The 26,629-nt window shown below is 75.0% G+C and carries 20 protein-coding genes and 1 tRNA gene; 17 read left to right on the forward strand and 4 right to left on the reverse strand.

The annotated features are described in order from the left end of the window. The 8 genes from BLW86_RS20635 to BLW86_RS20670 all read left to right on the forward strand — a co-directional run bounded on the left by BLW86_RS20635 (position 1) and on the right by BLW86_RS20670 (position 13,078). Complete coding sequence (locus BLW86_RS20635) at positions 1–1,008, forward strand: ABC transporter ATP-binding protein (protein ID WP_093875396.1); 1,008 nt, start codon at positions 1–3, stop codon at positions 1,006–1,008. Beyond that, positions 1,005–1,778, forward strand: coding sequence for an ABC transporter permease (locus tag BLW86_RS20640; RefSeq protein WP_093875397.1), 774 nt, complete (start codon positions 1,005–1,007; stop codon positions 1,776–1,778). The genes BLW86_RS20635 and BLW86_RS20640 overlap by 4 nt, the downstream gene beginning before the upstream one ends. 13 nt (positions 1,779–1,791) lie before the next feature. Continuing rightward, entirely contained in the window at positions 1,792–2,610 is an 819-nt protein-coding gene (locus tag BLW86_RS20645) for an ABC transporter permease (protein ID WP_093875398.1), read from the forward strand. Positions 2,611–2,851: 241 nt separating this feature from the next. Then, positions 2,852–3,049 (forward strand): hypothetical protein, encoded by a 198-nt coding sequence (locus BLW86_RS20650; protein WP_093875399.1) that lies wholly within the window; start codon positions 2,852–2,854, stop codon positions 3,047–3,049. A gap of 318 nt (positions 3,050–3,367) precedes the next feature. Continuing rightward, positions 3,368–6,196 carry a type I DNA topoisomerase gene (gene topA, locus BLW86_RS20655; RefSeq protein WP_093875400.1) on the forward strand — a complete coding sequence of 943 codons (2,829 nt, stop codon included), beginning with the start codon at positions 3,368–3,370 and terminating at the stop codon, positions 6,194–6,196. A 139-nt stretch (positions 6,197–6,335) separates the two neighbouring features. After that, entirely contained in the window at positions 6,336–9,713 is a 3,378-nt protein-coding gene (tmk, locus tag BLW86_RS20660; protein ID WP_093875401.1) for a dTMP kinase, read from the forward strand. An 87-nt stretch (positions 9,714–9,800) separates the two neighbouring features. Further along, positions 9,801–10,577, forward strand: a complete 777-nt coding sequence (locus tag BLW86_RS20665) for an ABC transporter ATP-binding protein (RefSeq protein WP_093875402.1) — start codon at positions 9,801–9,803, stop codon at positions 10,575–10,577. Further along, on the forward strand, positions 10,574–13,078 hold the full coding sequence (locus BLW86_RS20670) for an ABC transporter permease (protein WP_093875403.1): 2,505 nt from the start codon (positions 10,574–10,576) through the stop codon (positions 13,076–13,078). Before BLW86_RS20665 ends, BLW86_RS20670 begins: the two co-directional genes overlap by 4 nt. Before the next feature lie 30 nt (positions 13,079–13,108). Here the strand turns inward: BLW86_RS20670 and BLW86_RS20675 are convergent, their stop codons facing one another. Both BLW86_RS20675 and BLW86_RS20680 read right to left on the reverse strand, forming a co-directional pair. Beyond that, positions 13,109–13,753 carry a LuxR C-terminal-related transcriptional regulator gene (locus BLW86_RS20675; protein WP_093875404.1) on the reverse strand — a complete coding sequence of 215 codons (645 nt, stop codon included), beginning with the start codon at positions 13,751–13,753 and terminating at the stop codon, positions 13,109–13,111. After that, positions 13,741–14,925 (reverse strand): sensor histidine kinase, encoded by a 1,185-nt coding sequence (locus BLW86_RS20680; protein ID WP_093875405.1) that lies wholly within the window; start codon positions 14,923–14,925, stop codon positions 13,741–13,743. The genes BLW86_RS20675 and BLW86_RS20680 overlap by 13 nt, the downstream gene beginning before the upstream one ends. A 161-nt stretch (positions 14,926–15,086) precedes the next feature. Here BLW86_RS20680 and BLW86_RS42095 point away from each other — a divergent pair, with 161 nt between their 5' ends. From BLW86_RS42095 to BLW86_RS20695, 4 genes are all read left to right on the forward strand, one after another. Beyond that, positions 15,087–15,260 carry a hypothetical protein gene (locus tag BLW86_RS42095; protein WP_177181710.1) on the forward strand — a complete coding sequence of 58 codons (174 nt, stop codon included), beginning with the start codon at positions 15,087–15,089 and terminating at the stop codon, positions 15,258–15,260. Between the two features lie 82 nt (positions 15,261–15,342). Beyond that, a complete protein-coding gene (locus tag BLW86_RS20685; RefSeq protein ID WP_093875406.1) occupies positions 15,343–16,545 on the forward strand; it encodes a DNA polymerase III subunit delta' in 1,203 nt (400 codons plus the stop codon). A gap of 154 nt (positions 16,546–16,699) precedes the next feature. Continuing rightward, positions 16,700–18,244 (forward strand): alpha/beta hydrolase, encoded by a 1,545-nt coding sequence (locus BLW86_RS20690; protein WP_093875407.1) that lies wholly within the window; start codon positions 16,700–16,702, stop codon positions 18,242–18,244. 85 nt (positions 18,245–18,329) lie between these two features. Then, positions 18,330–18,403, forward strand: a tRNA-Thr gene (locus BLW86_RS20695). Between the two features lie 107 nt (positions 18,404–18,510). Here BLW86_RS20695 and lepB read toward each other — a convergent pair. Together lepB and BLW86_RS43800 are read right to left on the reverse strand one after the other, a co-directional pair. Continuing rightward, a complete protein-coding gene (gene lepB, locus BLW86_RS20700; RefSeq protein WP_093878776.1) occupies positions 18,511–19,272 on the reverse strand; it encodes a signal peptidase I in 762 nt (253 codons plus the stop codon). 114 nt (positions 19,273–19,386) lie between these two features. Further along, on the reverse strand, positions 19,387–20,595 hold the full coding sequence (locus BLW86_RS43800; protein WP_305632447.1) for a helix-turn-helix transcriptional regulator: 1,209 nt from the start codon (positions 20,593–20,595) through the stop codon (positions 19,387–19,389). Between the two features lie 207 nt (positions 20,596–20,802). On the opposite strand from BLW86_RS43800, the gene BLW86_RS20710 reads away from it, so the two are divergent. The 5 genes from BLW86_RS20710 to BLW86_RS20730 all read left to right on the forward strand — a co-directional run bounded on the left by BLW86_RS20710 (position 20,803) and on the right by BLW86_RS20730 (position 26,282). Beyond that, positions 20,803–21,006, forward strand: a complete 204-nt coding sequence (locus BLW86_RS20710; RefSeq protein WP_093875408.1) for a hypothetical protein — start codon at positions 20,803–20,805, stop codon at positions 21,004–21,006. A gap of 5 nt (positions 21,007–21,011) precedes the next feature. Beyond that, positions 21,012–21,896, forward strand: coding sequence for a beta/alpha barrel domain-containing protein (locus tag BLW86_RS20715; RefSeq protein ID WP_143060264.1), 885 nt, complete (start codon positions 21,012–21,014; stop codon positions 21,894–21,896). A 177-nt stretch (positions 21,897–22,073) separates the two neighbouring features. Further along, positions 22,074–22,547, forward strand: coding sequence for a cupin domain-containing protein (locus BLW86_RS20720; RefSeq protein ID WP_093875410.1), 474 nt, complete (start codon positions 22,074–22,076; stop codon positions 22,545–22,547). Continuing rightward, positions 22,544–24,157 carry a class I tRNA ligase family protein gene (locus BLW86_RS20725; RefSeq protein WP_093875411.1) on the forward strand — a complete coding sequence of 538 codons (1,614 nt, stop codon included), beginning with the start codon at positions 22,544–22,546 and terminating at the stop codon, positions 24,155–24,157. Before BLW86_RS20720 ends, BLW86_RS20725 begins: the two co-directional genes overlap by 4 nt. Next, a complete protein-coding gene (locus BLW86_RS20730; RefSeq protein ID WP_093875412.1) occupies positions 24,150–26,282 on the forward strand; it encodes an FAD-dependent oxidoreductase in 2,133 nt (710 codons plus the stop codon). Before BLW86_RS20725 ends, BLW86_RS20730 begins: the two co-directional genes overlap by 8 nt. The last annotated feature ends 347 nt before the right edge of the window (positions 26,283–26,629 follow it).

The following is a 26,629-nucleotide window of genomic DNA, read 5'->3' on the forward strand; positions in this document are numbered from 1 at the left end:
ATGCTCGCAATCGAGGCGGACGCACTGCGCCGCACCTACACCAGCCGGACCGGGTGGCCGAGGTCCCGGCGGACCGAGACCGAGGCCGTGCGCGGAGTCACCTTCGAGGTGGCGCCGGGGGAGCTGTTCGGCCTGCTCGGGCCCAACGGCGCCGGCAAGACCACCACCATCAAGATGCTCAACACCCTGCTGCTGCCGACCTCCGGCACGGCCCGGGTGTTCGGCCACGACGTGGCCCGCGACCCCGTCGCCGTACGCCGCAGGATCGGATACGTCTTCGGCGGCGACCGGGGCCTGTACGACCGGCTCTCCGCCCTCGACAACCTCCGCTACTTCGCCGAGCTGTACGGCGTCCCGGCGCGCGAGCAGAAGCGGCGCATCGCCGAACTCCTCGACCTCGTCGGCCTGCTGGGCCGGGAGCGGGAACGCGTCGAGGGGTACTCGCGCGGCATGCGCCAGCGCCTCCACATCGCCCGCGGGCTGCTCCACCGTCCCGACGTCCTCTTCCTCGACGAACCGTCCATAGGCGTCGACCCCGTCGCCGCCCGCGACCTGCGCCGCACGGTCGCCGACCTGGCCGCCGCCGGCACCACCGTCCTCCTCACCACCCACTACATGGCCGAGGCCGACGAGCTCTGCGACCGGATCGCCGTCATCGCGGGCGGCCGCATCCGCGCCCTCGGCACCCCCGACAGCCTCAAGTCCCTCGTACGGGACCGGGACGTGCTGGAGATCGAGGCGTACGGCGTGGACGAGGAGCGGCTCGACCGGGTACGGCGCGTGCCGGGCGTGCGGGGCGTGTCGACGGAGGACCGGGGAGCCCTGCAGACGGTCACCGTGCAGACCGGACGCGGCGCCTCCGACCTGCACGGACCCGTCCTCGCCGCCCTCGACGGGGTACGGATCGGCAGGGTCACGAGCCGCGAACCGTCCCTGGAGGACGCCTACATCGCGATCGTGGAGGAGACGGCCGGCCTCGGGACCGAAGCCGAGGGGGCGGCCGTATGACGCGCCTCCCACGACTGGTCCTCGTCGGGGTGCGCACCCACGTCTCGTACATGTCGCGCTCCCCGATCGAGATCACCTTCGCCGTCCTCGTCCCGCTCGTCTACGCGACCCTCGCCGTCTACCTGTTCCGCGCCGCCGGCGACCCGGACCGGCTGCTCACCGCCTCCGTCGGGGCCGGACTCATGGGCATCTGGGGCTCGGTCCTCTTCGGCTCGGGCGGCGCGGTGCAGAACCAGCGCTGGCTCGGCACCCTGGAGACCCTGGTCGTCGCACCCACGCCGCTCGCGCTCGTGCTCCTCCCCATCACCCTCGCGACCGCCGTCATCGGCACGTACGCGATGGGCGCGACCGTCCTGTGGGGCGTGCTGCTCTTCGACGTGCCGCTCGACTTCGCGCACCCGCTGCTCTTCCTCGTGGCCGTCCCGGTGTGTGTCCTCGCCCTCGGCATGACGGGGCTGCTGCTCGCCGCCACCTTCGTCCTGCTCCGCAACGCCAACGCCCTCGCCAACCCGCTCGACACGCCCGTCTGGCTGCTGTCCGGGCTGCTCGTGCCCGTCACCGTGCTGCCCGCCTGGACCCGTCCGATCTCCTGGGCGCTGCCCACGACCTGGGGCGCGCGGGCCGTGCACGCGGCGACCTCCGGCGGTGACGTGATCACACCGATGCTCACCGCCGCCGCGCTCGGCGCCGGATACGCCCTCGCCGCCGTCCTCGTCCTCGGGCGCGTGGAGCGCCGGGCCCGTGCCGCCGCCACCCTCGCCCTCGCCTGAAAGGCCCCGTCGGATGTTCCGCTTCCGGTGCCGACTCCTCGGCTTCCGCTTCCACGCCTCCTCCCGGCTGCTCGTGGTCGGCGGGGCGATCTCGTACCGCGCCCTGTTCAACTGGACGACCCCGCCGATGTTCATCGGAACGCTGCTGGTCGGACCGCTTCTCCAGGTTTTCTTCTTCGTCTTCCTGGGCAGGGAACTGGGTGTCGCCGACGATCGTTTCCACCTCGTGGGCAACGCCGTCCTCGCAGCTTCCGCCTCCTGCGTGTACGGCGGCACGATGGCCGTCTCCAACGAGCGCCGGTACGGCACCCTCGGGGCCGTCCTGCTCTCCCCCCGCCACAGGGTCCCGCTGTGGATCGGGCGAGCCCTCCCGTACGTCCTCAACGGGCTGCTCGTCAGCGCCTTCGTGCTCACCGCCGCCACCCTCGTCCTCGGGCTGCCCGTGCCCGCCGGGGCGCTGCCCGGGCTCGGTCTGGTGCTGCTCGTCGCGGCGGGAGCCTGCTCGGCCTTCGGGCTCGCGCTCGGGGCGCTCGGGCTGCGCTTCCGTGACGTGTTCCTGGTGTCGAACGTGGCCAGTTCCGTGCTGCTGCTCCTGACCGGCGCCGCCGTGCCCCGGGAGACGCTGCCGGAGTGGATGCGGGCCGCCGGCGAGTTGCTGCCGCTCACGCACGCGGCGGACGCGGCGCGCGGGCTGACCGCCGGCGCCGGCCTGGACGGTCGCCTGCTCGGGGCCGAGCTCGGGGTCGGCGCCGGGTGGGCGCTGCTCGCCGTCGTCCTCCTCGCCGTCTTCGAGCGGGGGAGCCGACGCCGGGCCACGCTCGACGTGATGTGACGAGGGATGTCACACGGCATGTGACGAGGGATGTCACACGGCGGGAGAGAAACGGGAGAGAAAAGGGGGGAGGGGCGGGGTGGGGGAGGGGCCCCGGCGGCGGATCACTACCGGCCATCTTCGTGAACCCGTGCGGGCCCGGCCCGCTCCGTTCACCCGGAGTTCGCGCCCTCGATGCCCAGGGCTGTCAGCCTCGGCCGCGAGAGGCGAACACCGCACGTGGACGGAACGGGGTACGGGCATGGAGAGCGGGCCGGCGATCTTCGCGGGGGCGGCGTTCACGCTGTTCGGAGGCGCGCTGCTGCTGTGGACCACCGTGCGGGCGCTGCACCGTGAGCCCGTGGCGTACGGGGTTCCCCCGCGCACCGCCGTCGCGCTGACGAGCCTCGCCGGCGCCGCCCTCCTCCTCCTCGGCGTCTGGTGCTTCGGCCGGCTCTGAACCCGGCTTCGGACCCGGCCCCGAACCCGGCTCCGCACCCCGTGCGGAACCCGGCTCCGGATCCGGTTCGGGTTCAGCTCCCGGTTTGTTTGTGATCTCTCCGAGATGTCCCCCGCCCCGCCCGACCGGGAGTCCGGGCGGCAGGAATGCCAGGACTCGGGTTACCGTTCGAGTGGCCGTTGCGGGCTTTCGCCGTTTGACACGGGGGCGGGTTGTACCGTCACACTCCGCAGCGACGGGAGCGTCACCGTCCGTGCGCTGCCGTGCGTGCCAGTGTCGTACGTGCCAGAGAGTGTCGATCCGGAGAGAAGAGCGAAGTTGTCCCCGACCAGCGAGACCGCACACGGCGGCCGCCGACTCGTCATCGTCGAGTCGCCTGCCAAGGCGAAGACGATCAAGGGCTACCTCGGCCCCGGCTACGTCGTCGAGGCGAGCGTCGGGCACATCCGCGACCTCCCCTCCGGCGCCGCCGAGGTGCCGGAGAAGTACACCGGCGAGGTGCGCCGCCTCGGAGTCGACGTCGAGCACGACTTCCAGCCCATCTATGTCGTCAACGCCGACAAGAAGGCGCAGGTCAGGAAGCTCAAGGAGCTCCTCGCGGAGTCCGACGAACTCTTCCTCGCCACCGATGAGGACCGCGAGGGCGAGGCCATCGCGTGGCACCTCCAGGAAGTCCTGAAGCCCAAGGTCCCGGTCCACCGGATGGTCTTCCACGAGATCACCAAGGACGCGATCCGGGAGGCCGTCGCCAACCCGCGCGAGCTGAACCAGCGCATGGTCGACGCCCAGGAGACCCGCCGCATCCTCGACCGGCTGTACGGCTACGAGGTCTCGCCGGTCCTGTGGAAGAAGGTCATGCCGCGGCTGTCCGCCGGCCGCGTGCAGTCCGTCGCCACCCGTCTCGTCGTCGAGCGGGAGCGCGAGCGCATCGCCTTCCGCTCCGCCGAGTACTGGGACCTCACCGGAACCTTCGGCACCGGTCGCACCGGTGACGCCTCCGACCCGTCCTCGCTGGTCGCGCGCCTCGCGACGGTCGACGGCAGGCGTGTCGCGCAGGGCCGTGACTTCGGCGCCGACGGGCAGCTGAAGACCGCGAACGTGCTCCACCTGGACGAGGAGAAGGCGCGGGCGCTGGCCGCCGCGCTCGCCGACACGGCGTTCTCGGTGCGCTCGGTCGAGTCGAAGCCGTACCGCCGCTCGCCGTACGCCCCCTTCCGGACCACCACCCTCCAGCAGGAGGCGAGCCGCAAGCTGGGCTTCGGTGCGAAGGCGACCATGCAGGTGGCGCAGAAGCTGTACGAGAACGGCTTCATCACCTACATGCGTACGGACTCCACGATCCTCTCCGACACCGCCGTGGCGGCGGCCCGGGCGCAGGTCACGCAGCTGTACGGCGCCGACTACCTGCCGGAGAAGCCGCGCGTCTACGCGGGCAAGGTGAAGAACGCGCAGGAGGCGCACGAGGCGATCCGGCCTTCGGGTGATCGTTTCCGCACTCCCGCGGAGACCGGCCTCACCGGCGACCAGTTCAAGCTGTACGAGCTGATCTGGAAGCGGACCGTCGCCTCCCAGATGAAGGACGCGACCGGGAACTCGGTCACCGTGAAGATCGGCGGCACCGCCGCCGACGGCCGGGACGCCGAGTTCAGCGCCTCCGGCAAGACGATCACCTTCCACGGCTTCATGAAGGCGTACGTGGAGGGGGCCGACGACCCGAACGCGGAGCTCGACGACCGCGAGCGGCGCCTGCCGCAGGTCGCCGAGGGCGACGCGCTGACCGCCGAGGAGATCACGGCGGACGGCCACGCGACCAAGCCGCCGGCCCGCTACACCGAGGCCTCGCTGGTCAAGGAGCTGGAAGAGCGCGAGATCGGCCGCCCGTCGACGTACGCCTCGATCATCGGCACCATCCTCGACCGCGGCTACGTCTTCAAGAAGGGCACGGCGCTCGTCCCGTCCTTCCTGAGCTTCGCCGTCGTCAACCTCCTGGAGAAGCACTTCGGGCGGCTCGTCGACTACGACTTCACCGCCAGGATGGAGGACGACCTCGACCGCATCGCGCGCGGCGAGGCCCAGTCCGTGCCGTGGCTGAAGCGCTTCTACTTCGGCGGGGGCGAGTCCGGCGGCACGGGCGGGGCGGCGGACGCCGGGAACGGCGACGGCGACCACCTCGGCGGCCTCAAGGAGCTCGTCACCGACCTCGGCGCGATCGACGCGCGCGAGATCTCCTCCTTCCCCGTCGGCAACGGCATCGTGCTCCGCGTCGGCCGCTACGGCCCGTACGTCGAGCGCGGCGAGAAGGAGCAGGAAGGCCACCAGCGGGCCGACGTGCCCGACGATCTCGCGCCCGACGAGCTGACCGTCGAGCTCGCCGAGGAGCTGCTCGCCAAGCCGAGCGGCGACTTCGAGCTGGGCACCGACCCGGTCAGCGGCCACCAGATCGTCGCCAAGGACGGCCGCTACGGCCCGTACGTGACGGAGATCCTGCCCGAGGGCACCCCGAAGACCGGCAAGAACGCGGTGAAGCCGCGCACGGCCTCCCTCTTCAAGTCGATGTCCCTGGACACCGTCACCCTGGAGGACGCGCTCCGGCTGATGTCCCTCCCGCGGGTCGTCGGCGCGGACGCCGAGGGCGTCGAGATCACCGCGCAGAACGGCCGCTACGGCCCGTACCTGAAGAAGGGCACGGACTCGCGGTCGCTCACCGACGAGGAGCAGCTCTTCACGATCACCCTCGAAGAGGCGCTCGCGATCTACGCCCAGCCGAAGCAGCGGGGCCGGGCCGCCGCCAAGCCGCCGCTGAAGGAGCTGGGCACCGACCCGGTCAGCGAGAAGCCCGTGGTCGTCAAGGACGGGCGGTTCGGCCCGTACGTGACGGACGGCGAGACCAACGCCACCCTGCGCACCGGCGACAGCGTGGAGACGATCACGCCGGAGCGCGGCTACGAGCTGCTCGCCGAGAAGCGGGCCAAGGCCCCGGCGAAGAAGGCCGCCAAGAAGGCCCCGGCGAAGAAGACCGCGGCGAAGAAGACGGCCACGAAGACGGCGGCGAAGAAGACCACCGCCGCCAAGAAGACGGCCGCGAAGACCACGACGGCGAAGAAGACGACCACTGCCAAGAAGACGGCGGCGGCCAAGCCGGAGTAGTCCCCGAAGGGGTGCGCGGGAGGGCGGGAGCGGTGCTCCCGCCCTCTTCGTCCGTCGGGTGGGGGGCGGTGTTTCCGGCCCCCCACGTTTGTTCGGGCGCGGGCCGCGGGGAGCAAGGCCGTCCGGATAGGGTGGACGGATGACGCGAGCAGAGCAGCCAGACCGCCTGGGCGATTCCGACGCCGCACTCGTCGCGGATTCCCGGGAGCGCGCCGTACGCGCCCTCTTGCGCCATCAGCCGCTGCGCAGGCTGTGGAGCGCCCACCTGGTCGGCAGTACCGGTGACGCCCTCGCCCTCCTCGTCCTCGTCCTCCTCGGCTATCAGGCGGCCGTGGCCGAGGGCGCGCTCGGGGGCGGCTACCGGGGGGCCGCGTTCGCCGTGGCCGCCGTCGTCGGCGCCCGCCTGCTGGCCTCGGTCCTCTTCGGGGCCGTCCTCCTCGGGCCGCTGACCGCGCTCACCGGGCCCGGCGGTCCGCTCGACCGGCGCTGGACCATGATCGGCGCCGACGGGGTGCGGATCGCGCTGCTCGTCATCGCTCCGCTGTGGATCGACTGGGTCCCCGACAGCGCCCTCTGGTACCTGCTCGGCACCGTCTTCGTCATCGGCGCCGCCGAGCGGCTCTGGACCGTGGGCCGCGAGGGCGCCGCGCCCGCGCTGCTGCCCGCCCCGCCCCTGGAGGGCGCCGCCGTACGGCCGCTGCCCGACCACCTCGGCGCGCTGCGCAGGCTGTCCCAGCGGACCGGCTTCCTCGCCGTCCCCGCCGCGGCCGCCGTGCTGCTCGTCGCCACCCTCGTCGGGAACCTGCTCGGCGCCGGGATCGACTGGTTCACGCTGCACCAGGCGGCCCTCGGCTCGTACGTCTCCGCCGGACTGTTCGCCGCCTCCGTCACCGTCCTGTACGCGATGGCGCTGCCCGGCGGGGAGACGCCCCGGCCCCGCTCGCCCCTGGAGGGCCTGCGCCGCCCGGCCCGGAAGGCCGAGGGCGAGGGGAAGGGCCGCACCGGCGTCCTGCCGCTGCTCGTCCTCGCCTCCGCCACCGTCGCCGGGGCGATCGCCGCGGCCGCGTCCCTCGCCGTGCTCCACGCGTACGACCTGGGCGGCGGGCCCGTCACGTACGCCCTCCTGATCCTGGCGCTCAGCGGCGCCACCGCCGTCGGCATCCGCACCGCGGGCTCCGTCCTGCCGGTCCTGTCCCGCCGCCGGCTGCTGGCCCTCGCCATCACCGTCACCGGCGTCGCCCTGATCGCGATGGGCCTGGTCCCGGACACGGCGACCGTGCTGTTCCTCGCCGTCCTCGCCGGGTACGCGGCCGGGGTGGCCGCCAACACCGGCCACACCCTGATCGACCAGGAGACCGAGGAGCCCCGGCGGGCCCGGACCACCGAGCACCTCCAGGCCACCGCCCGCGTCGCCATGGGCCTCGGCGCGCTCGCCGCCCCGCTGCTCGCCGCCGCGATCGGGCCGCACCGGCTCGCCTCCGGGGAGTTCGTCTTCGCGCACGGCGGCGCCGCCTTCACGCTCGCCCTCGTCGGCGCCCTGCTGCTTCCGGTCGCCGCCCTGGTCCTCGCGAAGACCGACGACCGGGCGGGCGTCCCGCTCCGCCGCGACCTGCGCGACGCGCTGCGCGGCTCCGACCCGGTCCAGGCGCCCTCCCCGACCGGTTTCTTCATCGCCCTGGAGGGCGGCGACGGCGCCGGGAAGTCCACGCAGGTCCAGGCGCTCGCCGAGTGGATCCGCGCCAAGGGCCACGAGGTCGTCGTCACCCGCGAGCCGGGTGCCACGCCGATCGGCAAGCGGCTCCGCTCGATCCTCCTCGACGTGTCGTCGGCGGGGCTCTCGAACCGGGCCGAGGCCCTGCTGTACGCGGCCGACCGCGCCGAGCACGTCGACTCCCTGGTCCGGCCGGCCCTGGAGCGGGGCGCGGTCGTCCTCTCCGACCGGTACATCGACTCGTCCGTGGCCTACCAGGGCGCGGGCCGCGACCTGTCCCCGACCGAGATCGCCCGCATCTCGCGCTGGGCGACCGACGGTCTCGTGCCGCACCTGACGGTGGTCCTCGACGTCTCCCCGGAGACCGCGAGGGAACGGTTCACCGAGGCGCCCGACCGACTCGAGTCCGAGCCGCCGGAGTTCCACGCGCGCGTACGGGCCGGTTTCCTGGCCCTCGCGGCCGCCGACCCCGGCCGCTACCTCGTCGTCGACGCCGGGCAGGAGCCCGAGGCCGTCACCACCGTCGTACGCCACCGGCTCGACCGGATGCTGCCGCTCTCCGAGGCCGAGGTGAAGGCCGCGGAGGAGGCCCGCCGCAAGGCCGAGGAAGAGGCCCGGCGCCTGGCGGAGGAAGAGGCCGCCCGCAAGGCCGAGGAGGAGCGCCTGGAGCGCGAGCGGCAGGAGCAGCTCGCCAAGCTCCGCGCCGAGGAGGAGGAGCGCAAGCGGCGCGAGGAGGAGGAGGCGCGCCGCCTGGAGGCCGAACGACAGGCGGAGGAGGCCCGCCGCAAGGCCGAGGAGGCCAGGCTCGCCGCCGAGGAGGAGCGCCGGCGTCTCGCCGCGGAGGAGAAGGCCCGCCAGGAGGAACAGGAGCGGCTCCGCAAGGAGGCCGAGGAGGAGGCCCGGCTCCGCAAGGAGGCCGAGGAGCGCCGCCTGGAGAAGCAGCGCAAGGCCGAGGAGGCCCTGCTGCGCGCCGAGGAGGCCCGCCGGACGGCCGAGGCCGCCGCGGCCGCGAAGGCCGTGGAGGAGGCGGCGGCGAAGGCCGCGGCGGAGAAGCTCGCCGCCGAGGCCGCGGCCAAGGCGGCGGCGGAGCGGGCGGCCGCCGAGCGCGCCGCGGCGGAGCTGGCCGCCGCCGAACGGGCCGAGGCAGCGAAGGCCGCCCGTGAGCGGGAGGCCGCGGAGAAGGCCGCCGCCGAGCGGACGGCCGCGGCGGAGCGGGCCGCTCGTGAGGCCCGCTCGGCTCGGACCGCCGAAGTGTCGGCGAGCGAGGTCACCGTGCCGACCCCGATCGTGAAGCCGGACGCGCCGACCGTCTCGCCGGACGAGGTCACCGTGGAGACGCCGATCGTGAAGCCGGAGACGGCCGGGCGGTCGGAGACGGCCGAGCGGCCGGAGGCGGAGACCGCCGTCCTGCCGCAGATCCGGGACCCGCGGGCCGCCGACGAGACCGCCGTGCTGCCCCCCGTACGGGACGCCAGGGCCGCTGACGAGACGGCCGTGTTGCCGCAGATCCGGGACCCGCGGGCCGCCGACGAGACCGCCGTGCTGCCTCCCGTACGGGACGCCAGGGCGTCCGGGCCCGCCGACCGGGTGCCGCCGGGCATCTTCCGCGACGAGCGGGACGAGCGGGACGAGCCGCACGGGGCCGACGACCGGACCCGGGAGCTGCCCCAGCTCGACGAGAACGGCCGACCGCGCCGCCGCTCCGACTGGGCGGAGGAGACCCCGCTCGACGATCTGCCGACCCTCGCGGACGAGCTGTTCGGCCCGCACGAGGACGAGGACGAGGGCCCGCGTCGACGGCGCTGAGGCCCCGCGGGGGTGGAGCTAGCTCCACCCCCGCTTCGGCAGCCAGCTCCATACCGCTGTGACCTGCGCTTTTCTAGCGTGGTCGGCATGACGACGACAGCAGTGACGGAAAACGGCGCCGCCCTCGCCCTGGACGGGGTGAGCCGCACGTACGGAGGCGGGGCGCCCGCGCTCGACGGGGTCGACCTGGTCGTGCCGCGCGGGCGCCTCGTGGCCGTGATGGGCCGGTCGGGCTCCGGCAAGTCCACCCTGCTGCGCTGCGCGGCCGGGCTCGAACGGCCGACGGCCGGGCGGGTACGGATCGGGGGCACCGACCTCGCCACCCTGAAGCCGGCCGGTCTCACCCGGCTCCGGCGGGAGCGGATCGGCTTCGTGTTCCAGTCGCTCAACCTCGTCTCCGCCCTGAACGTGCGGGAGAACGTCACCCTGCCGCTGCTCCTCGCCGGAGCCCGCGAAGGCCGGGCGCTCGACGCCCGTGCCCTGGCCGCTCTCGACGCCGTGGAGCTCGCCGACCGGGCCGAGGACCGGCCCGAGAGCCTCTCCGGCGGCCAGCGGCAGCGGGTGGCGATCGCCCGCGCCCTGATCGACGAGCCCGAGGTCGTCTTCGCCGACGAGCCGACCGCCGCCCTCGACCCGGTCACGGCGGCCGGAGTCCTCGCCCTGCTGCGGCGCGCGGTCGACGAGCGGGGACGCACGGTCGTCCTCGTCACCCACGACCCGGTGGCCGCCACCTGGGCGGACGAGGCCGTCTTCCTGGACCGGGGCCGGATCGTCGCCCGCCTCGACCGCCCGGACGAGGCGGGCGTACGGGAGGCGCTCGGCGCCCGCGCCGCGGCCGGCCGTCACCTGGCGGTGGCGCGATGAGCCGCCTCGGGAATCCCGCCGTGCGCCTGCTCGCCGCCCGGTCGCTGCGGGCCCACCGCAAGGCGTGGGCCGCCGTGTTCGCGGCCGTCGCCGTCACCACCGCGCTGCTCGGCGCCCTGGCCCTCGCGCTGGGCTCCACCGGGCTGGGCCACGCGCGCGTGGAGCGGTACGCCGCCGCGCCCGTCGTCGTCGCCGGCGACCAGGAGGTCCGCTGGACGGCCACGCCGTGGGGCAGCGAGCCGAGGACCGAGACGGCGGGCCTGACCGAGCGGGTACGGGTCCCCGAGGCGGCCGTCGCCGTCCTGCGGGCCGTGCCCGGGGTGCGGGAAGCGGTGCCGGACGACACGTTCGTCGTACGGGAGCGGGGGGCGGCCGCTGCTCCGGGGGCCGGCACCGGCGCTCGTAACGGCAACGGGACCGAGATCGGCGTCCGTCCCGCCGGGGACGCCCGCACCGGCACCGACACCGGCACGCGCGCGTACCCCGGGCGCTCCTGGGAGGCGGCCCGGCTCGCCCCGTACCGGCTGATCGACGGGCGGGAGCCCCGGCAGACCGGGGAGACCACCGTGGGGGCCGGTCTCGGCGCCGCCGTCGGGGACACCGTGGCCGGCCGTCGGGTCGTCGGCGTCGCCGAGGGACCGGCCGCGCTCTACGTCACGGCGGGGGAGGCGCGGCGGCTCGCCGGGCACCCCGGGGCCGTCGACGCCGTCGGAGTCCTCGCCGAGCCCGGCGTGCCCGTGGACACCCTCCACGCGCGCGTACGGGCAGCCCTGGACGCCGCCGGACTCAAGGACACCGCCGCGGGACAGCCGCTCCGGGCGCTGACCGGGAACGGCCGGGGCGGCGTCGAGCACCTCGGTGCGCCGCCCGCGCGCACGGAGCTCCTCCAGCTCCTCGCGGCCGTCTCCGGGACCGTCGTCCTGGTCGCCGTCCTCGTCCTCGCCTCGCTCGTCGCGCAGGCCCTCCAGCAGCGCGCCGCCGAGCGGGAGCTGCTGCTCTCGATCGGCGCGACGTCCCGTCAGGTGCGGGGTGCGGCAGGCCGGGAGGCGGCCCGGGTGGCGGGGGCGGCGGCGCTGCTCGGCGCGCTCGCGTCCGTACCGGTGTTCCTGACGCTGTGGTCGGCGCTGCGGGCCCGTACCGGAGTCGTGCCGGAAGGACTCGAACTCCCCACCCCGCCGTGGCTGTTCGCCGCCGTCCTCGTCGCCGCCGCCCTCGTGGTGGGCGTCACCCGGCTCGTGGTCCTCTTCGCGGCCCGCCGGCCGGGGCGCCCGGGGAAGGGCGGCGCCCGCCGTGTCGCCGGGCTCGTGCTGCTCCTGCTCGGCGTGGGCTCGGCCGGTGCGGCCACGGTCCAGGGCGGTGACGCGGCCGCCGCGGCCGCGGGGGCGGCCACGGTGACGCTGGTCGCCGGGTGCGCGCTGCTCGGGCCGTGGATCGCGCGGGCCGCCATGACGGTCCTGGACAGGCCGCTCCGGTGGTTCGGCGGCGCGCCCGGGCGGCTCACCGCGGCCGGTGCCGCCGCGCACTCGCGCCGGCTCGGGGCCGCGCTCGTCCCCGTCGTCCTCGTCACCTCCTTCGCCCTCGTGCAGCTCTCGGCCGGCGCCACCATGGAGCGGGCCGCCGCCGCGCAGGCGCGGGCCGCGACCACCGCCGGCCTCGCCTTCTCCGGCACCACGGCGGAGCGGGTGCGCGAGCTCCCGGGGGTGGAGACGGCCACGGACGTGCTGCGTTCGACCGTGGTCCTGGCCCGCACGGAGGCCGGAACGCCGCGTCTGGACCGGCTCCCGGTCCTCGGCGTGGACGCCGACGGACTTGCGGGCACGCTCGACCCCGGCGTCGTCGCGGGCGACCTGGCCGGACTCGCCGCCGCGGGCACGGTCGCGGTCGGCGCGGACATGGCCGACTCCCTCGGTGCGAAGCCCGGTTCCACGGTGGAGCTGCGGCTCGGCGACGGGACGCCGAAGCGGCTGCGGGTGGTCGCGGTGTACGAACGCTCGCTCGCCCTGGGCGAGTTCCTCCTGCCGAAGGGCGAACTGGCCCCGCACATGAGCGATCCGTACCCCGCGCGCGTACTGGCGGCGGGACCCGCGGGCGCCTCCCCCGTCGCACCCGAGTCGGTGACGCTGCCCGGGGCCGAGCTGAACGGGATCGTCTCCGGCGGGATCGTCGCGGCGATCGGCGGACTCACGGTCCTCTCCGTCCTGAGCACCCTCGCCCTGATCGGGGCAGGGCGGCGCGGCGAACTGGGGCTGCTCCGCCAGGTCGGCGCCTCGGCGGGTCAGCTGCGCCGGATGCTCGGCCTGGAGGCGGGGTTCCTGACCGCGACGGGCCTCCTCGTCGGGCTCGTGGTGGGCGCGCTGCCGCTGATCGCCTTCGCCTGGGCGCTCACCGGCGGCCTGCCGTACCTGCCGCCCGCACAGGCGGGCGCGATCGCGGGCGTCGTCCTCGTCACGGTCGTCGCGGGCGTCTTCCTGCCGGTCTCCCGGACGGCTTCCGGGCGTTGAAGCGGGCCTGGACGTGGAAGGGGGCCCGTCCTAGGCGTTGAGGTACGCGAGGACGGCGAGGACCCGGCGGTGGCCGCCGCTGTCGCTCGGCGGCAGGCCGAGCTTCAGGAAGACGTTCCCGATGTGCTTGTGCACGGCCCGCTCGGTGACCACCATCGAGCGGGCGATCGTGCCGTTGTCGTGGCCCTGCGCCATCAGCTCCAGGACCTCGCGCTCGCGGGGCGTGAGGGAGTCCAGCGGGTCGTCGCGGCGACGGGCCATCAGTTCGGTGACGACCTCCGGGTCCAGGGCCGTACCGCCGGCCGCGACCCGTTCCAGGGCGTCCAGGAACTCGTCGACGCGGCCCACCCGGTCCTTCAGGAGATAGCCGACGCCCCGCGCGCCACCGCCCAGGAGTTCGGCCGCGTACGTCTCCTCCACGTACTGCGAGAGCACGAGCACGGGCAGCTCCGGGAGCCGCTCGCGGGCCGCGAGCGCCGCCCGCAGCCCCTCGTCGCGGAAGCCGGGCGGCAGCCGCACGTCGAGGACGGCCACGTCCGGCCGGTGCTCCAGGAGCAGCGGCAGGATCTCGGGTCCGGTGGCCGCGACCCCCGCGACCTCGTGGCCGGACGAGGTCAGCAGCAGCACCAGGCCCTCCCTGAGGAGGGCATTGTCCTCGGCGATCACCACACGCACGGAAGCTCCACTTCGATCACGGTCGGGCCCCCCACGGGGCTGGTCAACCGTACGGTGCCGTCGAGCGCGGCGACCCGGCGCCGCATGCCCGTCAGGCCGGAGCCGCCGCTCTCGCCCGCCTCGGCCCCGCCGCGCCCCTCGTCCCGCACGCGCACGCGTAGGGCGGCCGGTTCACGGGCCAGGGAGACGGAGGCGCGGTCGGCACCGCTGTGCTTGGCGGCGTTCGTGAGCGCCTCGGCGACCACGAAGTACGCGGCGGCCTCGACGGCGGCCGGGGCGCGGGGGCCGTCCTGGTCGTGATCGCCGAGGCCGGCCACCGAGACCGCCGCCTCCAGACCGCTGCTCGCGGCGAGGGCCCGTACCGCTCCGGTCAGGCCGCGGTCGGTGAGGATCGGCGGGTGGATGCCGCGCACCACGTGCCGCAGCTCTGCCAGCGCCTCCTCGGCCTGCGTCTGGGCGTCGTCCAGGAGCCTCCGCGCGGTCGCGGGATCGGAGCCGTACGCGCGCCGGGCGAGCCCGATGCGCATGGACAGCGCCACCAGACGGGCCTGCGCGCCGTCGTGGAGGTCGCGCTCGATCCGGCGCAGCTCGGCGCCGTGCGCGGCGATCGCGCCCGCCCGGGTGGCCGTGAGCTGCTCGATCCGGGCGGCGAGGGCGGCGTCCCGGGCCGCCGACGGGCTGGGCGTGAGCAGCGTGCGCGACCAGTCCGCCGCCAGGCCGGCGAGCCGTCCGATCAGCGGCAGGGCCACCGGCCGCCGTCCCGCGAGCCCGGCCCCCACGCCGTCGACCAGCAGCGCGGGGACCCAGAGGAGCAGCGAGAGGTACCAGAGCACCAGGCCGTAGAGCAGCTGCGCGGCGGCCCAGACCAGGTCCTGCCGGGTGCCCGGGTCGCCGACCGCGGTCCGCACGCGCGCGGGGAGGGGGCCTTCGAGCGGCAGGTACGCCTCGGGGACGGGCGTCCCGGCCCACGCGGCCGTACGGCGCCGCTCCCAGCCGGCGAGGCGGCGCAGCAACAGCACGCTCTCGGGGAGCACGCCGGCGCCGATGACCGTGAGGGTGACGACGGAGGTGAAGAGGGCGACGCCCACCATCAGGTAGCAGAGGAGGGAGAGCGCGGCCCCGACCGTGAGGTGGAGACACGCCCGGGCCGCTTCCTTGATCGCCTCACGCATGGAGCCAGGGTAGGCGGCGGCTCCGGGGGAGACGGTGGAGCGGGCTACACCATCGCTCCGGGAGCGGGCACGGCTGTGCGGGGACGGTACGGGGACCAGGATCGAAGAGCCGCCGGGACCCCGGCGGCGAACTCCCGGAAACCGCCCCACGGAGGCATCCCATGCGCGCCCTTCTCTGGCTGCTGCTCACCGCGAGCGTCCTGGCCAACGTCTTCGTCAGCACCTTCGCCGGCTGGACCGGCGGCCTCCAGATCGTCGGAAGCGTCGGCACCGGAGCGCTCCTGATCGGCTCCGCGGTCGGCCTGTGGCTGACCCGGCCCCGCACCGGGGCCTGACGGGGAGGGGGTTCTCCACAGGTCGGCGAGGGCTGTCAGAGCGCTGCCCCACAATGGAGGACGTACCTGAGGAGGGGCAGACATGGCCGTATGGGACGACCTGGTCGGACAGACCCGGGTCGAGGAGCAGCTCGCCGCCGCCGCGCGTGACGCCGACGCGCTCGTCACCGCCCACGCCGCCGGAGAGCCGGCCCCCGAGGCCTCCAAGATGACCCACGCCTGGCTCTTCACCGGCCCCCCGGGTTCGGGCCGCGCGACCGCGGCGCGCGCCTTCGCCGCCGCGCTGCAGTGCGTGAGCCCCGACCGGGCGCTCGGCGGGGCCCCGGGCTGCGGCTTCTGCGACGGCTGCCACACGACCCTCGTCGGGACGCACGCGGACGTCGAGATCGTCCGTACGGACCTGCTGTCCATCGGCGTGAAGGAGACCCGTGACCTCGTCCGGCGCGCCCAGCTCTCCCCGGCGGGCGGCCGCTGGCAGGTCATCGTCCTGGAGGACGCCGACCGGCTCACCGAGGGCGCGGGGAACGTGCTCCTGAAGGCCGTCGAGGAGCCCGCGCCGCGCACGGTCTGGCTGCTCTGCGCGCCCTCCCTGGAGGACGTGCTGCCCACGATCCGCTCCCGCTGCCGCCACCTGACCCTGCGCACCCCGCCGGTGGAGGCCGTCGCCGACGTGCTGGTGCGGCGCGACGGCATCGAGCCGGAGGTGGCGCACGCCGCCGCCCGCGCCACCCAGGGGCACATCGACCGGGCGCGGCGGCTCGCCACCGACGAGCGGGCCCGCGCGCGCCGGTCCGTCGTCCTGAAGCTGCCGCTGCGGGTCGACGACGTCGGTGGCTGCCTCAAGGCGGCACAGGAGCTGGTCGACGCGGCCGCGGAGGACGCGAAGCAGCTCGCGGAGGAGGTCGACGTCAAGGAGACCGAGGAGCTGAAGGCGGCCCTCGGCGCGGCGCAGGGCGGGCGGATGCCGCGCGGCACGGCCGGGGCGATGAAGGAGCTGGAGGAGCGGCAGAAGCGGCGCAGGACGCGGACGCAGCGCGACAGCCTGGACCTCGCGCTCACCGACCTGACCGGTTTCTACCGCGACGTCCTGGCCCTCCAGCTCCGCTCGCGCTCGGCCCTCGCGAACACGGACGTGCGGGACGCGCTGGAGCGGATCGCCCGCGACACCACTCCGGAGCGGACCCTGCGCCGCATCGAGGCGGTCCTCGCCTGCCGGAAGGCCCTCGACCGGAACGTGGCGCCGCTGCTCGCGGTGGAGGCGATGACGATGGCGCTGCGCGACTAGGGCCTGTCTTGGCCAGGGCCCGCCTTTCGGATCATGTCGGCCATCACAGGCCCCCTGACCGGCAGAACACTCCCAGGACCTGCCCTTCGACCGGGCGGGGCCCGTACCAGGGGCGATTGGACACGGTCCGTACCGGTGCGGATACGCTCCGGGGATGGATTCCAGGCGCTTGCTCCGTACATCCGCCACGGCCCTCGCGGCCGCCGGACTGATCCTCTCCGGCTGCTCGGGCGGGAGCGACGCCGCCGCGCCCCGGACGGCCGCGCCGGCACCCTCCGCCGCGCCCGCCGCGCCGAAGCTGAAGAAGTACTACGAGCAGAAGCTGAAGTGGCGCGACTGCGGCGTCGAGGGTTTCCAGTGCGCCACCCTGCGCGCCCCGCTCGACTACGCGAAGCCGGACGGGGAGGAGGTCGAGCTCGCGGTCTCCCGGGCCCGGGCCACCGGCCCCGGCAAGCGGCTCGGCTCGCTCCTGGTCAACCCCGGCGGGCCCGGCGGCTCCGCCGTCGGCTACCTCCAGGGGTACGCGGGCATCGGCTACCCGGCGCCCGTCCGCGCCCGCTACGACATGGTGGCCGTCGACCCGCGCGGAGTGGCCCGCAGCGAGCCCGTGGAGTGCCTGACGGGCCCGCAGATGGACACGTACGCCCAGGTCGACCAGACCCCCGACGACACGGCGGAGATCAACGCGCTCGGCGCGGCCTTCAAGGACTTCGCGGCCGGCTGCGAGAAGAAGTCGGGGAAGGTCCTGCCGCATGTCTCCACCGTCGAGACGGCCCGCGACATGGACGTCCTGCGGGCGGTGCTCGGCGACGGGAAGCTCACCTACGTGGGGGCGTCGTACGGCACGTTCCTCGGCGCCACCTACGCCGAGCTGTTCCCCGACCGGGTCGGCCGTCTCGTCCTCGACGGGGCGATGGACCCCTCGCTCTCCGCGCTCGACCTCAACCGGGACCAGACCGGCGGCTTCGAGACCGCCTTCCGCGCCTTCGCCGCCGACTGCGTCCGCAAGCCGGACTGCCCCCTGGGCACCGGGTCCGTCACCGCGGCCGGGGAGGCGATGAAGAAGTTCTTCCGCGACGTGGACGCCAAGCCCGTGCCCACGGGGGAGGGCCGGGAGCTCGGCGAGTCCCTCGCCACCACGGGCGTGATCGCCGCCATGTACGACGAGGGTGCCTGGCCCCAGCTGCGCGAGGCCCTCACCCAGGCGATGGGCGGCGAGGGCTCCGAGCTGCTCGCGCTGGCCGACAGCTACTACGAGCGCGAGACGGACGGCACGTACGCCAACCTGATGTTCGCCAACGCGGCCGTGAACTGCCTGGACCTGCCGCCCGCCTACCGTGACACCGCGGCCGTCGAGAAGGCCGTCCCGTCCTTCGAGAAGGCCTCCCCGGTCTTCGGCGCGGGCCTCGCCTGGGCCGCCCTCAACTGCACGTACTGGCCCACCCCGCCCACCGGCCGGCCGCACCGCATCACCGCCGAGGGCGCCGCCCCGATCCTCGTCGTCGGCACCACCCGCGACCCGGCCACCCCGTACCACTGGGCCCGGTCCCTGGCCGACCAGCTCTCCTCCGGCACCCTGCTGACCTACGAGGGCGACGGCCACACCGCCTACGGCCGGGGCAGCGACTGCATCGACACCGCGATCAACACCTACCTCCTGGAGGGCACCCCTCCGGCAGACGGAAAGCGCTGCTCGTAGGCCTGATCCGGGGGTGGTCGGAGCACCTCCGGAAACTGTGTAGACTTGGCGACGCTGCTGCACCCACGATGGGTCTGCACAGCACGCCGCCTTAGCTCAGTTGGCCAGAGCAACGCACTCGTAATGCGTAGGTCTCGGGTTCGAATCCCGAAGGCGGCTCGGAATTACCCCAGGACTCACTCGCCGTGACCTGGGGTTTTTTCATGCCCGGAAGCTGAGGGCCCGAAGGCCCGGTTGCCCGGGGCCGGGTGCCCCGGGCGGTCGGGTCAGTGGGTGAGGCCCGGCTGGTCGAAGGTGGCCGGGACGGGGAGGGTCGACCAGTGGGAGACCGGCCAGGCGACCACGACGGCGCGGCCCACCACGTCCGTCACGGGCACCATGCCGCCCCGGGGGTCGCTCCGGTGGTAGCGGGAGTCCTGTGAGCTCTGCCGGTGGTCGCCCATCACCCACAGGTGGCCGGCGGGGACCGTGACCTTGAACTGGCCCTCCGGGTCCGTGCTGCAGGCCGTGTTCCCCTGGAAGACGTACGGCTCCGTCAGGGCCTTGCCGTTGACCTTCAGGGGGCCCTCGCCCTTGCACTCGACGGTGTCGCCGGCGACGCCGACGACCCGCTTGATGAGGTGCTGCTCTCCCGCCGCCGGCATCAGGCCGACGAAGCCCAGGGCCTTCTGCAGCGTGGTCGGCTCCTTCGCCGGCCGTCCCACCAGCCAGTCGCCGGGGTCGCGGAAGACCACGACCTCGCCCCTGTCGGGTTCCGAGCCGAACCACGGCGTGAGCTTGTCGACCAGGACCCGGTCGTCGACCTGCAGGGTGTTCTGCATGGATCCCGAGGGGATCAGGAACGCCTGGAGCAGGAACGTCTTGATCAGGAACGCCAGGACGAGCGCGATCCCCGCGAGGAACGGCAGCTCGATCCAGAGGGGGCGGCGCCGTTTCGCGGTGCGGTCGGCCGCCGGGGCGCCCTCGTCCGGAGGGTTTCCCTCCGGGCCCTCCCGTTCGGATCGCTCCTCGGTTGCCAAGTCGCTCATGTCCACCCTGACTTCGTCGTGTCCGTGTCGTCTGCACGGACCCTATGCCCCGGTGGTGTACGGGGGGTGGCCACGAGCCGCTCTTCACTCCGTACGGGTGACCCGGCGGCCTCCTCAGGGGCTCGGCTGCTCACGGTCCTGCTGGGCCAGGAGGTAACCGGCCTGGAAGCGGCTCTCGGCACCGAGGGCCGCCATCACGTCGGCGACGTGGCGGCGGCAGCTGCGGACCGACAGGCCCAGGCGGCGGGCGATCGCCGCGTCGGTGAGGCCCTCGGTGAGCAGCCGGACGATGGTCTGCTTCAGCTCGTCGGAGATGTCCATGATGGTCTGCCGGTCCCACTCCGTCTCGAACGGCAGGGCCTCCAGCCACAGTCGCTCGTACGCGCCCACCATGAACGCCACCACGTGCGGCTCGCGGACCAGGACCGCCGCGTGCGGGTCGTCCGGGACCGGGATGACCGCCGTCGAGCGGTCGAAGACGAGCATCCGCATGAACTCGTCGTCCAGGGTGCGGACCTGGGCGCCGAGCCGGCCGACCCGCTCCACGTAGGCGCAGGTGCCCGAGGAGAAGCGGGCGGTGTGCTGGTAGAGGACGCGCATCCGGACGCCCCGGCGCAGGAGTTCCTCGTCGCGGGCCACCGCCTCCTCCAGGACCTCGGCGCGCCGGCCGCCGCCCGGCTGCGCCGTCATGACCTCGCGCTCGCAGGTCCGGCCCAGTTCGGTGATGGCCTCTCGCACCGCGCGCAGATCGGTGAGCAGCTCCACGTACTCCGCCTGCCGCAGGTGCGTCAGCCGGAGCAGATGGGACTCGTACAGCGGCATGAAGGCCATCAGTTGCTCGCGGGTGCGCTCCATGTGCTGGCGGCGGGCGCGCATCTCGCGTTCCAGCGGCCCCAGGGTGCGCTGGACGGCCTCGTCCGGCGCCACCGGGAGCACCGCCCGCTCCGGGGTGCGGCGCAGCAGGCCCATGTCGAGGAGGGCGGAGACGGCCGACTCCACCCGGGCGAGCGGCAGTTCGAGTTCCGCCGCGAGGTCGGCGGAGTACGCCGGCGGCTGGGCCGGGTCCCGGGCCAGGAGGCAGGTGTAGACCCGGGTCAGGGGGTCCTCGGGGTCCTCGGGGGGCGGCGCGGGGAGGCCCCTTCCCGTCGCTCCCGCCGCTTCGACCGCGGCCGGGGCGCTGGACTCCGGGGCTGGTCCGGTGGATGACGGCTCCGCCGGAGCGGTGGCTTCCGGGGTCGTTCCTGCGGACGCCATGTCCGCCGGAGTCGTGGAGTCCGGAGTTCCGTCGTCGCCCTGGGCCCGCAGTATGTCTGGTATCGCCACCTTTTCCCCCATTTGTGACGGCGTCCTCTTGCTGCCATGCAGCCTAATGAGGCATGCGGTCCGCCCCATAGTCATGCCGCTCTGGATACGTTCGTACCACCGCCCACAAGGTCAAAGCGCACCAAGCTCGCGCAGCCAGCGAACCTCGCAAACCCCCACGGAAACCCACGACTTACCCCTCGCCGAAGCGGAAAGAGAGCACACGACATGAAGCGGCGGATCCGCACCACCCTCCTCGCCACCCTGGTCGTCGGCCTCGCGGGCCTCGCCACCGTCACCGCCGACGCCGTCACCGGCGGCACCGGCACGAACGACACCGGCTGGGGCGCAGCCGTCCTCACCGGCACGTACGACACCGGCTGGGGCGCGCCCGCCGCCGGCACGGGCACGAACGACACCGGCTGGGGGTGACCCGGATGACCCTGCTCGACTGCACCCTGCGCACCGGCGGACGGCTCACCGGCGGATCCGTACCCCCCGCGCTGGCCGCCGACTACCTCGCGGTCTGCGCGCGGCTCGGCATCGACGTCGTCGAGCTGGGAGACGTCCACGACCCCGCCGACCGCTCCGCCCCGCGCGGCGCGCTGCTGCCGGTCCCGCTCCCCGAGCGCTACGGCCCCCGCTTCTCCGTCCTCCTCGACACCGCGCACCTGCCCGCCACGGACGCCGCCGCCACGGCCTCCGCCGGGCGGATCGCCGAGGCCCTGGCCACGGGACCCGTGTCCGTCGGCCTGGTCCGCCTCGCCGTCCGGTACGACAGGGTGGCCCGCGCCGCCGCCCCGCTGCACCGCCTGCGGGAAGCCGGCTTCGGCGTCTGCCTCTTCCTCACCCACATCGACCTCGCCTCCTACCCGGAGCTCGACCGCTGCCTCGGCGAGAGCGCCGCGCTCGGCCCGCTCGACGCCGTCTTCCTCGTCGACTCCCTCGGCTCGCTCCGCCCCGAGCGCGTCATCGAACTCGTCCAGTCCACCCGCGCCGCCGTGTCCGCGCCCGTCGGCATCCACGCCCACGACAACCAGGGCTTCGCCCTGCACAACACCGTCGTCGCCGGGAGCGCCGGAGCCACCTGGCAGGACGCCGCCGTGCACGGGATCGGCCCGGGCGCCGGCCTGACCCGGACCGAGCAACTGCTCGCCCTCCTCGGCGCCACGCCCACCGACCTCGCGCCCCTCCTCGCGCTCATCGCCACCCATGTCGCGCCGCTCAAGCAGCGGTACGGGTGGGGGGCCGGGCCCCGCCAGGTCATGGCCGGCCTCGCCCGCATCCCGGTCGCGTCGGTGACGGGCCTCGACCCCCGGTAGCCACCACCGCGCCCGCAGCCGCAGCCTCCGCCCCCACAGCCTCCGCCCCAGGTCCCGTCGTGTCCGGGGCCGACCCGACCGCGCCCGCACCCACCCGGACAGTGCCCGCACCCGCCCGGGCAGTCCTCGCCCAGACCGCGCCCGCACCCGACCGCGCCCGCAGTCCCAGGAGACCCCATGCCCTTCACCTCGCCCATCCTGCCGCCCGGAGAACCGGCCCTCGCCCCCACCCCGTACCGCGACCTCCCCCCGAAGACCGGAGACGCCCCCATGGCCGACCGCCGCTTCCGCATCGACCGCAGTGCCGCCACCGAGGAGTTCGGGCTCGCCTGCCAGCGGATCATCCCCTGGCCGGGCGGGGACGCCGAGCCGCCCGTCGGCGCCATGGCCTGCTTCCTGAAGCCCGGCGGGGACTCCGACCCCGACTGCCACAACCAGGACGAGGTCATGATCATCCTCGACGGCACCGGGAGCGTGACCCTCGACGGGCGCCTGGAGCCGCCGTTCCGCGCCGGCGACGTCGTCGTGCTGCCCCGGAACCAGGAGCACGTCGTCCACAACACCGGCGACACCGAGCTGAGCTGGCTCTCCCTGTACTGGCCGCTGCACGAGCCCGCCATCCGTACCGACAACGAGGAGGTCGCCGCATGAGCGCCGACGCGTCCACCCACTGGATCACCGCCACCCCGCCCACCCCCAACGGCGACCTCCACATCGGCCACCTCGCCGGCCCCTACCTCGCCGGCGACGTCCTGCGCCGCTTCCTCGCCGCCGAGGGCACCGGACCCGTCCGCTACACCACCGGCCTCGACGACCACCAGAGCTACGTGCCCGTCCGCGGCCTGAACGACGGCGGACGCAAGGGCGAGGAGGTCGCCGACGGCTACGGCGCCTCCATCGAGTCCGTGTGGCGCCAGGCCGGCGCCGACTTCGACGCGATCGTCCGCCCGCGCCGCGACGTCGGCTACCAGTCGGCCGTCCAGGAGTTCTTCAGCCGCCTGTACGACGCCGGGCACATCGTCGCCCGCACGCGCCCCCTGCCGTACTGCACCGGCTGCGAGCGCTGGCTGTACGAGGCCTACCTCAAGGGCGACTGCCCGCACTGCGGCTCCGGCTCCAACGGCAACGCCTGCGAGCCCTGTGGCCGCCCCAACGACTGCGCCGACCTCGCCGACCCCGTCTGCACCGGCTGCGGCGCCACCCCCGAACTCCGCGACTGCGAGCGGCTCTACTTCCCCCTCGCCCCCTGGGAGGAGCAGCTCGCCGCCTTCTGGGCACAGGTCGACATGCCGCCGCACCTGCGCTCCCTCTGCGAGCGGATGCGGGCCGAAGGACTCCCCGAGATCGCCGTCAGCCACCCCTCCGAGTGGGGCGTGCCCGTGCCCGTCGAGGGCTTCACGGAGCAGCGGATCTACGTCTGGTTCGAGATGGCCCCCGGCTACCTCCTGGAGTGGACCGGCGCCGGCGGGACCGGCCCCGCGCCCGCGCCCGTCCAGTTCTTCGGCTTCGACAACGGCTACTTCCACGCCCTGCTGTTCCCCGCCGCCTTCCGGGCGTACGACCCCGGGATCGCGCTGCCGAAGGCCTTCGTCGTCAACGAGTTCTACCGGCTCGAAGGGCTCAAGTTCTCCACCAGCAGGCGCCACGCCATCTGGGCGCACGAGGAGCTCGCCCGGACGAGCGCGGACGTCCTGCGCTACCACGTCCTGTCCGACCGCCCCAACGGCCGCCAGACGAGCTTCAGTTCCCCCGCCCTCGAGCTGAGCCGCGCCCGGCTCGCCGAGCGCTGGGACGGCTGGCTCGGCCGGCTGCTCACCGCCGTCGCCGAGTCCGCCGACGGCCTCGCCCCCGCCGAGGCGCCCCAGGGCCCGGCGTGGGAGCGGCTGCGCGCCCGGCTCACCGAGACCGTCGGGCAGCTGCGCGAGGCGTACGGAGCGGAGATCGGCGGCTACGACGCGCGGCGCGCGATCGCACTGCTCGACGAAGTGGTGTGCCTCGCCGAGGACTTCGGCCACGTGAACGGCTTCGAGGCCGAGCGTCCGGACGGCGCCGCCGCCCACCGCTCCGCGCTCTCCGCCCAGCTCGCCGTCGCCGCCGCCCTGTCCGCCTGGGCCGCGCCCGCCCTCCCGTACGGCTCCGCCCGGCTCGCCGCCCTCCTCGGCCTCGCGCCGGAGCCCCGCCGGGTGGACGCGGAGGCCCTCGCACCGCTCGCCCCGGGGGCGCCGGTGGCGGCCTGGCCCGGGGCGGTCTTCAGTGCCTGAGACCGAGCTGTTCCCCCGTGGTGCCGTCGTCGGGCCCTTCTCCGGGCCCCGGGCCGCCTGGGGCGAGCACCTGGAGCGGGCGGCCGAGCGGTACGGCACGGCCGTGAACTGGGAGTTGTACGACGACCGCGGCGAGGCCGAGACGGCCCGGCAGATCGCCGAGGCGGTCGTCGCCGAAGGCCGGCACGCCCTGGTCGTCGGGCACTTCAACAGCGCGGGCGCGGCGGCCGCCCTCCCCGTCTACCGGGCGGCCGGACTCCCCGTCCTCCTCCCGCTGGCCACCACCCCCGGCCTCCTCGCCGACGGCGCCGGCACCCTCCTGCGCTGGTGCCCGGACGACCGCGCCCAGGCGGCCGACCTGCTCGCCGCCGTACGGGACGCGGGGCACACCCGGGTCGCCGTCACGCACGACGGCAGCGCGTACGGGGAGCGGCTCGCCCTGCTCGTACGGGACGCCTCGGCGGCCGCGCGGCCCGCCGTCCCGTCGGGGGCCGTGGTCTCCGACGGCAGCGGGCCCGCGACGGGCGCCGTGCCGGTGCCGGCGGCCCTGGCCGGGCCCTCCCCGGAGGTCCTCGACGGGCCGGAAGGACGGGACGCCTCGGCACTCACCGCGCTCGTCGTCTGCGGGACCCACGTCGGGGCCGCGCGGGCGGCCCGGGAGTGGCGGGCGGCCGGGTTCGAGGGCGCGTTCTGGTTCACCGACGACTGCGCGGTGGACGAGTTCGCGGCCCTGCTCGGCGCCCCGGCCGCGACCGGCGGGGCGTCCGTGGCCGCGACCGGCGGGGCGTCCGTGGCCCGGATGCGCGGCGGGCCCGAAGCCCACGTGGACGCGGCCTTCGCCGCCGCCACCGCCGCGCTCGCCGAGGACCCGGCACGCACCGGACGCACCCTCCTCGCCGCCGTACGGGCCCACGCCGACCGGGGGTTCACCGCGCTCGGGGAGCCCGAGCCCGGGAGCGTGGGGTGGGACTTCGTGCCCGTGCCCGTGGTGGCCGGGGCGCCGACGCGTACCGGTGGCCGGCACGGGCGGGCCTACGACGTCATCGTCGTCGGCGCCGGAGTCGTCGGCTCCGCCACCGCCGCCGCCCTCGCCCGGCACGGCGCACGGGTCGCGCTCGTCGCCCCCATGGACGGGCGCCAGGACCACGCCACCGCCTGGTCCGGCGGACTCGTCCGGTCCTTCGAGGCCGACCCGTACCTGCGCGGGCTCGCCCTCCGCAGCCACCACCTCGCCTGGGGGCCCGCCGCGCTCGCGCCGGGACCGTACGGCTTCATGACCACCGGGTCGCTCGTCCTCTGCGGCGACGCCGACCTGGAACAGGCCGAGAAGGGCGTCGCCGAGCTCAACGGGGCCGGTGTGCCAGCGGAGTTGCTGGGCCCGGACGTGCTCGGGGCCCGCTTCCCCGGGCTCTCCGTCGACGGCGTCACCGCCGCCGTCTGGGAACCCCAGGCCGGTTACGCCGACCCGCCCCGCACCGCGCGCGTCTACCGCGACCGCGCCCTCGCCCACGGGGCCCGGCTGCTGCCCGCGCGGGTACGCGAACTCGACGCGCCGCCCGGCGCCGACCGGGTCCGCGTCCTCCTCGAACCCGGCGGTCCCGTCGAGGCCTTCGCCGTCGTCCTCGCGGCCGGCGGCGGCACCGGGGAGATCGCCGGGCACCGGCTCAGCGGCGCGGACGCCGGGCGCACCAAGAGCATCCGGTACGGCTTCTTCCACCATCCCGCCACCGCCGGTCTGCCGACCGTCGTCGACATGGTCAGCGGCGTCTGGGGCCGGCCCCAGCTCACCGGAGAGGCGGCCGGCGGCTACATGGCCGGACGGCCCGTCGACGAATGGGACGTACCCCCGGGCGGGCTCGCCACGCTCACCGACGAGCACGTGGCGTACATACGCCAGGGGGCGGCCGCGCGGTGGCCCTGGCTCGCCGACCCCGCGACCCGCTTCCTCGGCGGGCGCCAGGGCGTCGACCTCTACACCCCGCACTCCCGCCCCCACCTCGGCCGCGAACGGCCCGACAGCCGGATCGTCCTCGCGACGGGCTGGTCGGGGGCGGGCTTCAAAACGGCACCGGCGGCGGCGGAGCTCGCGGCGGCGGAGGCGCTGGACGTCCTGGGGCCCACCTGAGGCCCACCCTGAGGCCCCTCGCGCACCCACGCCCCACCGGGTGCGGCCTCGCTCTGCGGGGCGGCGCCCACGTCCCTCTCGTCGTGTGGGACCCGCGCCTTGCCGGCCGGTGGCCGCCCCGCCCCCGCCCGTGTGGGCAATCGTCCCGCAGGGCGGGACGGGTGGGCACACGGGACGGCGCCCTTGGCGGCGCCTCCGCCTTACGCGCCTGAACCTGCGCCACCAGCACGGTGCGGGTCCAGGCGCGGGAGCCTCTGGCACCGGCAAGGGCGCCGTCCGTTGTGCCCACCCTCCCCCAAGCTCTCGGCTTCGCTCGAGCAGGGGGGACCCCCCTCGCCCCAGCGGAA

The organism is Streptomyces sp. TLI_105, from assembly GCF_900105415.1.
Classification (GTDB): Bacteria; Actinomycetota; Actinomycetes; order Streptomycetales; family Streptomycetaceae; genus Streptomyces.

What these genes read in the sequence shown, in the direction of transcription:
- BLW86_RS20685 (WP_093875406.1), top strand. Translation starts at nt 15,343, where the DNA reads ATGGCCGTATGGGACGACCTGGTCGGACAGACCCGGGTCGAGGAGCAG.
- tmk (WP_093875401.1), top strand. Translation starts at nt 6,336, where the DNA reads ATGACGCGAGCAGAGCAGCCAGACCGCCTGGGCGATTCCGACGCCGCA.
- BLW86_RS20645 (WP_093875398.1), top strand. Translation starts at nt 1,792, where the DNA reads ATGTTCCGCTTCCGGTGCCGACTCCTCGGCTTCCGCTTCCACGCCTCC.
- BLW86_RS20710 (WP_093875408.1), top strand. Translation starts at nt 20,803, where the DNA reads ATGAAGCGGCGGATCCGCACCACCCTCCTCGCCACCCTGGTCGTCGGC.
- BLW86_RS20690 (WP_093875407.1), top strand. Translation starts at nt 16,700, where the DNA reads ATGGATTCCAGGCGCTTGCTCCGTACATCCGCCACGGCCCTCGCGGCC.
- BLW86_RS20720 (WP_093875410.1), top strand. Translation starts at nt 22,074, where the DNA reads ATGCCCTTCACCTCGCCCATCCTGCCGCCCGGAGAACCGGCCCTCGCC.
- BLW86_RS42095 (WP_177181710.1), top strand. Translation starts at nt 15,087, where the DNA reads ATGCGCGCCCTTCTCTGGCTGCTGCTCACCGCGAGCGTCCTGGCCAAC.
- lepB (WP_093878776.1), bottom strand. Translation starts at nt 19,272, where the DNA reads ATGAGCGACTTGGCAACCGAGGAGCGATCCGAACGGGAGGGCCCGGAG.
- BLW86_RS20665 (WP_093875402.1), top strand. Translation starts at nt 9,801, where the DNA reads ATGACGACGACAGCAGTGACGGAAAACGGCGCCGCCCTCGCCCTGGAC.
- BLW86_RS20680 (WP_093875405.1), bottom strand. Translation starts at nt 14,925, where the DNA reads ATGCGTGAGGCGATCAAGGAAGCGGCCCGGGCGTGTCTCCACCTCACG.
- BLW86_RS20650 (WP_093875399.1), top strand. Translation starts at nt 2,852, where the DNA reads ATGGAGAGCGGGCCGGCGATCTTCGCGGGGGCGGCGTTCACGCTGTTC.
- BLW86_RS20670 (WP_093875403.1), top strand. Translation starts at nt 10,574, where the DNA reads ATGAGCCGCCTCGGGAATCCCGCCGTGCGCCTGCTCGCCGCCCGGTCG.
- BLW86_RS20725 (WP_093875411.1), top strand. Translation starts at nt 22,544, where the DNA reads ATGAGCGCCGACGCGTCCACCCACTGGATCACCGCCACCCCGCCCACC.
- BLW86_RS20715 (WP_143060264.1), top strand. Translation starts at nt 21,012, where the DNA reads ATGACCCTGCTCGACTGCACCCTGCGCACCGGCGGACGGCTCACCGGC.
- BLW86_RS20640 (WP_093875397.1), top strand. Translation starts at nt 1,005, where the DNA reads ATGACGCGCCTCCCACGACTGGTCCTCGTCGGGGTGCGCACCCACGTC.
- BLW86_RS20635 (WP_093875396.1), top strand. Translation starts at nt 1, where the DNA reads ATGCTCGCAATCGAGGCGGACGCACTGCGCCGCACCTACACCAGCCGG.